The organism is Actinomyces sp., from assembly GCF_030524025.1.
Classification (GTDB): Bacteria; Actinomycetota; Actinomycetes; order Actinomycetales; family Actinomycetaceae; genus Actinomyces.
In genome coordinates, this window is the sequence record NZ_JAUNHI010000015.1 from 52,405 (window position 1) to 61,226 (window position 8,822).

Here is an 8,822-nt window from a genome sequence, read left to right on the forward strand (position 1 = left end):
ATTGTCTCTCCCTCCAGGGCACGGGGTCTCACGGGGGATTGTCTCCCCGGGTGGGGCGGGCACGCAAGCACCACGCCACCCAGGGTCTACTGTCCGGGGCGTGGGAGCCTGCGCTGGATGACCCTGCGGGGCGCCTCGGTGGGGCGTGGGCGTGCTGGAACCGCAGGAGACTGCGGAGGGACCGCCGGTACGCGGACGGCCTGCACGGCACGCGCCGCCTGGTCGGTGTGGCCGACCTCGGGGTTTGCCTGCTGGGCGGCCCGGTAGTCGCGCACTCGGTGGGCGAAGGACCGGCCGGCCAGGACAGCGGCGGCACCTGCAGCCACCGGGGGACCCGCGACGGCGGCGACCGCCGCCACACCGGCGGCCTGAGTGGCCACGGACACCCCGCGTCGTGCCCACTGGCCCGCGTTCTGGACGCGGTCGATCGCGTGCGAGGTGCGGGCCACCCTGTCATCCACCGCACGGTGGCCCGCCGACCACGCGCTGGACGCGTAGGCGCCAGCAGCAGCCCTGGTCTCGCCCGCCGCGGCCTTGATGCCCTGCACGCTTGCCAGCGGCGCGCGGTGCGCGCCAGCGGCCCGGGGCTCCGGGAGGGCCTTGTGGCGCCCGGACGGGCGGGTGAAGCTGGACTTGATGCGCCGAGCGCGCGCTGCCGCACCACCCTGGGGCGCGGCCCGGTGGGCTCCCGGTGAGCGGCCCGGTGTGGCGGGTGGCGGCTCCTCGGCGTGGCGCCCCTTCATGGGCTGGGTGGTGTTGTTGCGCTCCTTCTTCTGTCTTGCCTTGGCGGGACCACGGTCGGCCTGGACGGTGGCGGACTCGCCCTTGTCGGCGGCGTTGACGCCCCGCTGCGGGGTGTTGCCCGTGACGCGCGGGCGCTTCTTGTCCCAGATGTGTCGGGCGTTGCGCCCGCCGTGTCGGGTGAGGCCTCCCGCGGCGCTGACGAGCCCGGCGCCGACGGCGCCGCCGATGACGCCGCTGGTGATGCCCCGCCCCCAGGCCGCCATCCCCTTGACGGTGAACGGGCTGGGCAGCGCAAGCACCGAGGAGAACAGCCAGTGCACGAACCACGCCCCCAGCGCGGGGCCGAGGCAGGCGCTGATGATGGCGCCGGTGGTGCCAGCGCCGAACATGTTGACCGCGGCGCCGGTGATGACGGCGGCGATCAGCAGGATGACGGAGATCAGCAGGCCCGCGCAGGAGGACACGAAGGCGGCTCCCAGGAGCTGCTTGGCCGACTGCTTGAACAGCGCCGAGTCGTCACCGGGGGTCAGGGACCTGACGAGGGCGGCGAAGATCCCGGCGACCATGAACACCAGGATGATCTTGGACAGACCCTGCATCGCGGCGATCATGATGAACACCGCGGCGTTGATGATGGATCCCACACCGTACAGGACGGTGGCGACGCCGGTGTTGGAGCCGCCTTTGCCGTGCAGGGAGTCCAGGAAGTTCTCCTCGGCCTCGCGGTCCTCCCCGGTGGCCTTGGCGATGGCGTCCTCGTCGTCATCCCAGTTCAGGTTGGAGCGTGAGATGTCACCCCCCGTCCACCACTTCCCGCACGCATCGTCGGCTTCTCGATCGGCGATGCTTGCCCATCTGGTTCGCGGCTCTGCGGTCGTGGCGTCGGTGGGTGAGCACTCGGCCCACCCGGCCCACGCGTTGTCCGTCGCCGTCGTGGAGTCCACGTCCAGGGCGTGCGTGTCCTCCACGATCTTCTTCGCCTCGTCCCTCGTGATCCCTAGGGACGAGACCAGGTAGGACACGAACGTCGACTCGTCGGCGCTCGTCCCCATCGAGCTCGCCTCCAGGGCGAAGCAGAACATCTGGTCGCTGTAGGGGTTGTTCGTACCGAACTGTGTGCCCGCCCACACGGGCAGGGTTGTGGCCTCCCACAGGCTTGAGACCGTCGCGGGCAGCGCAGACCCCTCGGTGACCGCACCGGACTCCGGGTCAGTCCAGGACGAGGTGTAGGTGCTGTGCAGGTAGTCCACGTAGCCGGCGGTGTCCTGCCCGTCCAGGGGGGCGCAGTGCAGCGTCCACTCGCTCGCGTCCAGCTCGGACTCGTCGGACAGCTTCTGGTAGCCCAGGGCGATTCCGTCCGCTCCCTCCAGGACTGCCCCGGACAGCTGCCCGGACAGGCTGTTGACCGCGTTGTTGGCCTGGGCGACCCACCACCAGGGGCTGCCCCGGCCTGGCGCGTCCGACGTGGACGCCTGTGCGCCGGCGACCATGGAGAACACGAAGCCCAGCACGATGCCGGTCTTGACGAACTCGCGGGCGACGTACGCGCCGTTGCCGCCTCGGTGAAGGCGCCACAGGGTCGAGCAGACCATCCATGACAGGATCGCGACCAGCAGGCCCGAGGTGGTCACGGCCCCTCCAATGACTGCGACGATCCGGTCCATGGGGTAGCCCAGGGTCTTGATTGGGCAGAAGCTGGTGGAGGCGTACAGGAGGTTGGTCGACAGGGACCAGGCGGCGTTACCGACCTGCATCCACGCCGACGCCCACCCGTCGCGCTGGATCTTCTCGGAGACGTCGTTCCAGGCGTCAGCGTCCAGTCGGGAGTGGAAGCCCGTGGTGGCGTCGGCCCACCTGTTGACGGGAAGGAACCCCGAGGCGGACTGGCCGGCGTCGGCGGCGCAGACGCTGCCGGTCAGGACCGTCGGGTCGGTGGACACGCTGCTGGCGGCCACGACAGTGACGTCCATGGTTGTGGCCCCGGCGGTGCCGCCGAACGCGGTCAGTGCCAGCAGGGCCAGGATCACGCCAAGAACGGCGCGCTGGGCGCCAGCGACGACGGTTTTCACGGGCTGGCCGTCTCCTTTGGACGGTAGGGGGTGGAGGACGCTACGACACGCACGAACCTGTCGGGCTCGATGTCGATGGGCTCGGCGTTGGCGATGAATCTGCCGTCGCGGCTGCGGGCACGGCGCAGGGCGCGCCTCCACGGCGGCTCGGTGTCGTCGACGACGAGCCACACGGCGATCGCGGGGGTCACCAGGAGAGTGGGCAACAGGGCAGCCGGCCCGGTCAGGGGCCAGGCCGCGAGCCCAAGCACTGCCCCGGCGATCACCCCGCAGGTGATGGGTGCCACCCATGAGGCGGGGATCTGGAACGTCCCCAGGAACGTCGAGCGCGAGCGCTCGGCTCGCATGCCCGTCAGGTCCGTCAGGTCGTACATCGCGGCCATCACACGCCGAGTCCGGTCTGGTTGAGGACCGCGATGCAAAGGTTGGCCAGAATCTGGAGGATGAGCAGGGCGATGGGGATGACGACCTTGGGGGAGATGCACAGCAGGCCGACCACGAGGGCCCAGAACACTGCGCTGTTGCCCTCCGCGATCCTGCCGCCTCTGCGCTTCTGCCAGAACCAGCGGACGATTGCCGCGATGAGGATCCCGAGCCCCACGTACGCGAGGATAGTGAAGAGCCCGGCGGTGTCGGCTACCGACTCCACGGTGGTCAGGAAGCTGGACCACAGGGTGGTGAAGTCTACGCTCTCGATCATGTGTGCTCCTTAGTCGTGTGGGGCGGGTTGCCCGTGCACATGCGGACCGTGTCTCGTGGGGCTCTGAGGGCGCGCACGAGGGTGATGACGCGCGGGTCGCGGCGGGCGGTGCTGGGGCTGGTGCGCAGGGCGTTCAGGGCGTCGTCGACCTGGCGTCTGAGCGCCCGGGTGTGTGCGCGGGGGTGCGTGTGGTCGTGGCGGGTGCTCATGCCCTTGTCTGTGCGGGGCCGGGCCGCGGCGGCCCCGTGACACCGCCCACTCGTGCCTCGGCGTGGGTGCGTGGCGGGAGTGTCGACCTGCCTGGTGCGTGGAGGTAGCGGGCTCCGACCACTGCTGCTGGCGAGCCCCACTAGGGGAGAACCACAGGAAGGTCTGTCATGAAAATCCTCGAGCTGCACGCTGAGAACATCAAGCGACTGCGAGCCGTGACCATCACCCCGGACCCCACTGTCCAAGTGATAAGTGGCCGCAACGCCCAGGGAAAGTCCAGCGTCCTCGACGCAATCTGGCTCGCCCTGGCCGGCGGCAAGGCCTCCAAGGCCGTCCCGCGCCCCGTCCGCGACGGCGCCGACCACGCCGCCGTCGCCCTGGACCTCGGGGACCTGAAGGTCACCCGCACCTGGGACGCGTCCGGAAAGTCGGCGCTGCGGGTCGAGGCCGCCGACGGCGCCCGCTACAACTCGCCCCAGGCGATGCTCGACCGCCTCGTCGGCGGCCTGTCCTTTGACCCGCTGGCGTTCACGCGCCTGTCGGCGCGCGAGCAGCGTGAGGCGCTGCTCGACCTCGTGGACCTCGACGTCGACCTCGACGCCCTCGACCGCGAGCGCGCCGACCTGTACGCCCAGCGCACCGACGTCGGCCGCCAGGGCAAGGCCCTGGGCGACGTCGTCGTCGACGAGAACCTCCCCATCGAGGAGACCTCGATGTTGCAGGTCCTCGAGGACCTTCGCCTGGCGCAGGAGCACAACGCGGAGGTCAGCGCCGCCGCCCGCAAGCTCGATCACGCCGAGCGAGAGGCCGACAGGGCTAGGCAGGCCCTGGAGGAGGCACGGCGCCGCCTCATCCGTGCCGAGGAGGAGGTGGCCTACGCGGAGGCCGCCGTGAACGAGGCCCGTCGGGAGCAGTCCGAGGCCGGCGAGCGGGCTGAGACCGCTCCCATCGAGGAGCGCATGCGCACCCTCGAGGAGGACAACGCCGCGATCCGCGCCAACAACGAGGCCCGCGCCCGAGCCGCCGAGCGCGACCGCCTGCGCGGCGACTACCAGGACCTCACCGACCAGATCAACGCGATCGACGAGGCCAAGGCCCAGGCGCTCGCCGCCGCCGCTTTCCCGGTCGAGGGCCTGGGCTTCGACGACGCTGGCGTCACCTACAGGGGCATCCCCTTTGCCCAGGCCTCCTCGGCAGAGCAGATTCGGGTGTCGGTGGCCATGGCGATGGCCCTGAACCCCGAGCTGCGGGTTCTGCGCATCATGGACGGCTCCCTCCTCGACAGCGACGCGATGGAGGCGATCCGCGCCCAGGTCGCCGACGGCGACTTCCAGCTGTGGATCGAGCGCGTCGGTGACGCCGACGCGGGAGCTGTTGTCATCGAGGACGGCCAGGTCGCCCAGCAGTAGGGGTGAGACGGCGGTTGGTGGGCCGGGGCCGCATGGCCCCGGCCCACCAACGCGTCTCCCGGCAGCGTGCACGGGATGCCATCTCGCGGGCGCTGGAGCCCCCGGGTGCGCCCGGGGGCTCCAGCCGGGGCCGGTGAGCGCCGACGGCGTGGGTCTGTCCGACCACTACCGATCGCGGGAGCGGTGAGCGCCTGCTCCCACAGGCAACCAACCAGCGACCATCCCGCCCAACACGAGCCGTGGGCAGGGGAAGGAGCAAAGCCACGATGACCACCCCCAAGAGCACCCTGATCCCCGCCGGGGCGGCGGGTAGTAGCTTCCGAGCCGCCCCCACCCCCGCCTCATCGTGCCCCGCGTGCGAGGCCGTCTGTCAGTGGTGGCCCCTGGACTTGTCGCCCCACCCCATCGTGTCCGGGGCGCGAGACGTGTCCCAGCGGGGGTGGGAGCTGTGAGCGGCGTCCGTGACTCCGAGATGGCCGCCCTGGCTCGGGCGGTGCAGGTGATGAGTGACCGCCTGCAGCGGATGGAGGCCCTCCTGGCGGGGGGTGCGGTCGAGGAGGTCCGGACGCTGTCGGTGGATGAGGTCGTCCGCCTCACTGGCGCGCCGCGCCGGATGGTCCTGGCGGCGATCCGGACCGGGGACCTGCCAGCGGTGCAGGCGGGTGAGCGGACGAAGCTGGTCCGCCCGGGTGACCTCGATGCCTGGCTGGAGCGCCTGGAGGAGAGGGCCGGGCACGCGGCCTGACGGGCTGCAGCAGTCAAGACAAGCGGATGCCCCGCCCAGGAAGCGGCCGGGCGGGGCGGCGGTGCCTGCTGGTGCGGGGGTGGCGGCATGAGCGCCCTGGTGAGTACTTCCGGCCCCGGTGGCGGCTCCGCAACGAGCGTGCGCGTGAGCGTCGACGTCGACGACGCCGTAGACGCGGCGCCGCCGTGGGGCCCCGCAGCCAGGAAGGACCAGCCCATGCCAGCGCCCGTCCCACCGACCCGCTACTGTGCCGGGGACAGCCACATCTACCGCGTCGACGGCTTCTCCATGGTCGGCCCGACCGGCCGCGAGATCAACGCCTACGGAGGGCACCGCCTGTGCGACGACGCTCAGGCTCTCTTCGAGCCCCTGTGGGCCACCCACGACCTCGGTGACCACGAGCGCGCCGAGGTGAACCGGCTCGCCGCGAGCCGAACCGGCTGCCTGGACTGCGCCGACCTCTACTCCATGACCCCCGAAGGGGCGAAGGCCATGGCGGGCAGGTGACCTTGACGGTGCCTGGGCCCGACTCCACCACCCCGAGCCCTCAAGTAGGGGCTCGTGCGTCAGTCGGCGGGCGGTGACGTCCCGGCGTCGACCGCCTCCGCAGGGTGTTCCGACCACTACCGGGGCATGACTCTCGCGCACGCCATACTCCAGCTCGCATCGGATGCCGAGCGGTGGTGGGCCGCCGCTTGGCGGTGGCTGACCGGCCTCGAGTTCTCCCCACTGGAGGACCACTGGGTCATCCAGTGGATGTACGACCACCCGGTGGTGTCCCTGGGCCTCTGCCTGGGCGCGCTGGCCGCCGTCGGTATCCTCAGGGGCCGGCGATGACGGACGCCACGCCGGTGGTGGGGGAGCCGGTGGTTCCCGCCCTGACCGCAGGGCAGAGACGTGAGGGCTCACGCCGTGCGGTAGCGGCAAGGGCGCGCAGGGCGCGGGTGCGCAGGGACCTCAAGGCCGGTCGGGTCACGCTGGCGGAGGTTCTGGAGACCGCCGGGGATGACCCGGCGCTGGAGCGGATGCGGGTCCGGGACCTGCTGCTGGCCCTGCCGCGCGTCGGGCCGACGACAGCCAACCGGGTGCTCGACGAGACTGGTATCGCCGACTCGCGGCGTCTGCGTGGCCTGTCCGAGCGGCAGCGCGGAGAGCTGCTAGCGCGCTTCGGCTGAGAACCCGGCGCGGTCCGTGGCACCAAGCGCCAAGCCGACGTCGTCATCCACAGCGCCGACTCCCAGACCATCGGCGCTGACTGGCTCGATGCCCTCGGTGACCTGGTCACCGAAGCCAACATCGACGAGATGCGACCACCGCGCGAGCGCCTGTCCTATACCCGACCCCCACCGCTGTGGTCACGATCACGACACACCATCCCCGCCCGGACCCCACCCACCCCCGGCCCCAGGTCCGAGAGAAGGATCCGGGAAAACCCGGGAAAACATGCCAGTTTTTATGCCAGCCGGCCGGAAACGCGCAGAATCCCGCAGGTCAGGCCAGCGTCCCCGACACGGCCGCGAGCGCCGCTGCCTGGGCGTCGAGGCCGGGGTGCTGGTAGCGGGCGGTGGTCAGGGCCTGGGTCTGGCCGAGGATCTCCTGTGCGGTGCGGAGGGGGACGCCGGCCTCGAGGAGCAGGGTGGCTGCCGTGTGGCGGGCGCTGTGGAGGCGGACGCGGGGCAGGCTGGCGGCGTCGAGGGAGGTCACCCACGCGGCGTGGTCGCGTGACGGGTCGACTGGGACGCCGGGGGCGGCCTCGAACACGAACCTCTCCGGCCGGTACGTGTCAATGTGGGTGCGGAGCGCGGCGGTGAGGGGCGGCGGCAGGGCGACCCGGCGGTGCGAGGACTTGGTCTTGGGGCGCAGGATCCACAGGCCTCCGTGGACCTGCTCGCCCTCGAGGTGGCGCGGCACCGGGGCGTGGCGGTCCGGGCACTCCGCGCCCCGGCGGCGGCCGCACGGCCAGCCAGTGGGGGTGCGGGCGCCGCACCCGTGGGCCCAGGTGACCCGCTGGACCTCCCAGGCGAGCTCCACCCACGGGGTGGCGTCGTCGAGGTGCAGCAGAGCCGGGTCCAGCATCATGCCCAGCACCTCACCCTGCCGGGCGCCGATCATGAATGACGTCATGCGGCGGGCGTGCTCAGGGGTGCCCTCGAGGGAGCCGAGCAGGAGGCGCACCTGCTGGGGGGTCAGCATCTGTGGCGGGGTCACCGGCGACGGCGGCGACGCCACCAGGCGGGAGACGTTCCGGGGCACCAGCCCCTCGCGCTCGGCGATCGTCAGGGCGCGGGAGAGGCACCGGTGGACCTTGGCGGCCGTCGTCGCTGACGCCCCGCGCGCCATCACCGCCCGGTGCAGCGCTCGCACGTCCGAGGGCGCCAGCCGGTCCAGGCGCACCCGCCCCACCGTCGGGACGATGTGCCGGTCGATCGACAGCCGGTAGTCCCTTGCCGTCGACGGCTTGAGCACCGGGGCGACCTCCCGGGTCCACCACAGATCCATCCACTCCTGGACCGTCAGCGCACGGCCCGTCGGCACGTCGCGGGCGCGGGCCACCTCGGCCTGCAGCTCACGCAGCCGGCGCAGCGCGGCGGGCTTCGTCGGCGCCGTCACCCGCCGTCGACGACGGCGCCCCGTCAGCGGGTCCGGCGGTAGCTCGATCATCGCCGACCAGCGGTCACGTGAGGTGTCGAAGTAGACCGATCCCTCGCCCTGCCCTCGGCGGGCCCTCGCCACCGCCCACACCCCTTCCGCGCCCCGCGAGCGCCCCACCCGCCGGGCGCCGGCGGGGCGCCCGGGTTGCCTTCCTGGTAGCCACAGCGTAGCGGATATGGGGGATATAGACGCCCGTAGCGTCATGTGGCGGGGTGGACCTTTCGGCGTCACCCCGACCTTTCGGCGGTGCCCCCGCCCGGACTCGAACCGGGAACCTGCGGATTAGAAGGCCG

At 71.8% G+C, this 8,822-nt stretch carries 10 protein-coding genes; 5 read left to right on the forward strand and 5 right to left on the reverse strand.

From position 1 onward, the window contains the following. Positions 1-86: 86 nt before the first annotated feature. The 4 genes from Q4C85_RS07350 to Q4C85_RS07365 are packed head-to-tail and all read right to left on the reverse strand — an operon-like array spanning position 87 to position 3,722. Positions 87-2,813: a hypothetical protein gene (locus Q4C85_RS07350; protein ID WP_303140972.1), complete on the reverse strand. Its 2,727-nt coding sequence runs from the start codon at positions 2,811-2,813 to the stop codon at positions 87-89. After that, complete coding sequence (locus Q4C85_RS07355) at positions 2,810-3,187, reverse strand: hypothetical protein (protein WP_303140973.1); 378 nt, start codon at positions 3,185-3,187, stop codon at positions 2,810-2,812. The genes Q4C85_RS07350 and Q4C85_RS07355 overlap by 4 nt, the downstream gene beginning before the upstream one ends. Positions 3,188-3,195: 8 nt before the next feature. Then, positions 3,196-3,513 carry a hypothetical protein gene (locus Q4C85_RS07360; RefSeq protein WP_303140975.1) on the reverse strand — a complete coding sequence of 106 codons (318 nt, stop codon included), beginning with the start codon at positions 3,511-3,513 and terminating at the stop codon, positions 3,196-3,198. Further along, complete coding sequence (locus Q4C85_RS07365; protein WP_303140977.1) at positions 3,510-3,722, reverse strand: hypothetical protein; 213 nt, start codon at positions 3,720-3,722, stop codon at positions 3,510-3,512. Before Q4C85_RS07365 ends, Q4C85_RS07360 begins: the two co-directional genes overlap by 4 nt. A gap of 168 nt (positions 3,723-3,890) precedes the next feature. Here Q4C85_RS07365 and Q4C85_RS07370 point away from each other — a divergent pair, with 168 nt between their 5' ends. The 5 genes from Q4C85_RS07370 to mihF all read left to right on the forward strand — a co-directional run bounded on the left by Q4C85_RS07370 (position 3,891) and on the right by mihF (position 7,052). Beyond that, positions 3,891-5,132 carry an AAA family ATPase gene (locus Q4C85_RS07370; RefSeq protein WP_303140978.1) on the forward strand — a complete coding sequence of 414 codons (1,242 nt, stop codon included), beginning with the start codon at positions 3,891-3,893 and terminating at the stop codon, positions 5,130-5,132. A gap of 448 nt (positions 5,133-5,580) precedes the next feature. Continuing rightward, positions 5,581-5,877, forward strand: a complete 297-nt coding sequence (locus Q4C85_RS07375) for a helix-turn-helix domain-containing protein (protein WP_303140979.1) — start codon at positions 5,581-5,583, stop codon at positions 5,875-5,877. Between the two features lie 99 nt (positions 5,878-5,976). Further along, positions 5,977-6,384, forward strand: coding sequence for a hypothetical protein (locus tag Q4C85_RS07380; protein WP_303140980.1), 408 nt, complete (start codon positions 5,977-5,979; stop codon positions 6,382-6,384). 126 nt (positions 6,385-6,510) lie between these two features. Next, positions 6,511-6,714: a hypothetical protein gene (locus Q4C85_RS07385; protein WP_303140982.1), complete on the forward strand. Its 204-nt coding sequence runs from the start codon at positions 6,511-6,513 to the stop codon at positions 6,712-6,714. Continuing rightward, positions 6,711-7,052 carry an integration host factor, actinobacterial type gene (gene mihF, locus Q4C85_RS07390; protein ID WP_303140983.1) on the forward strand — a complete coding sequence of 114 codons (342 nt, stop codon included), beginning with the start codon at positions 6,711-6,713 and terminating at the stop codon, positions 7,050-7,052. Before Q4C85_RS07385 ends, mihF begins: the two co-directional genes overlap by 4 nt. Before the next feature lie 316 nt (positions 7,053-7,368). Here mihF and Q4C85_RS07395 read toward each other — a convergent pair whose 3' ends face one another. Beyond that, positions 7,369-8,610 (reverse strand): tyrosine-type recombinase/integrase, encoded by a 1,242-nt coding sequence (locus Q4C85_RS07395; RefSeq protein WP_303140984.1) that lies wholly within the window; start codon positions 8,608-8,610, stop codon positions 7,369-7,371. Positions 8,611-8,822 lie beyond the last annotated feature (212 nt).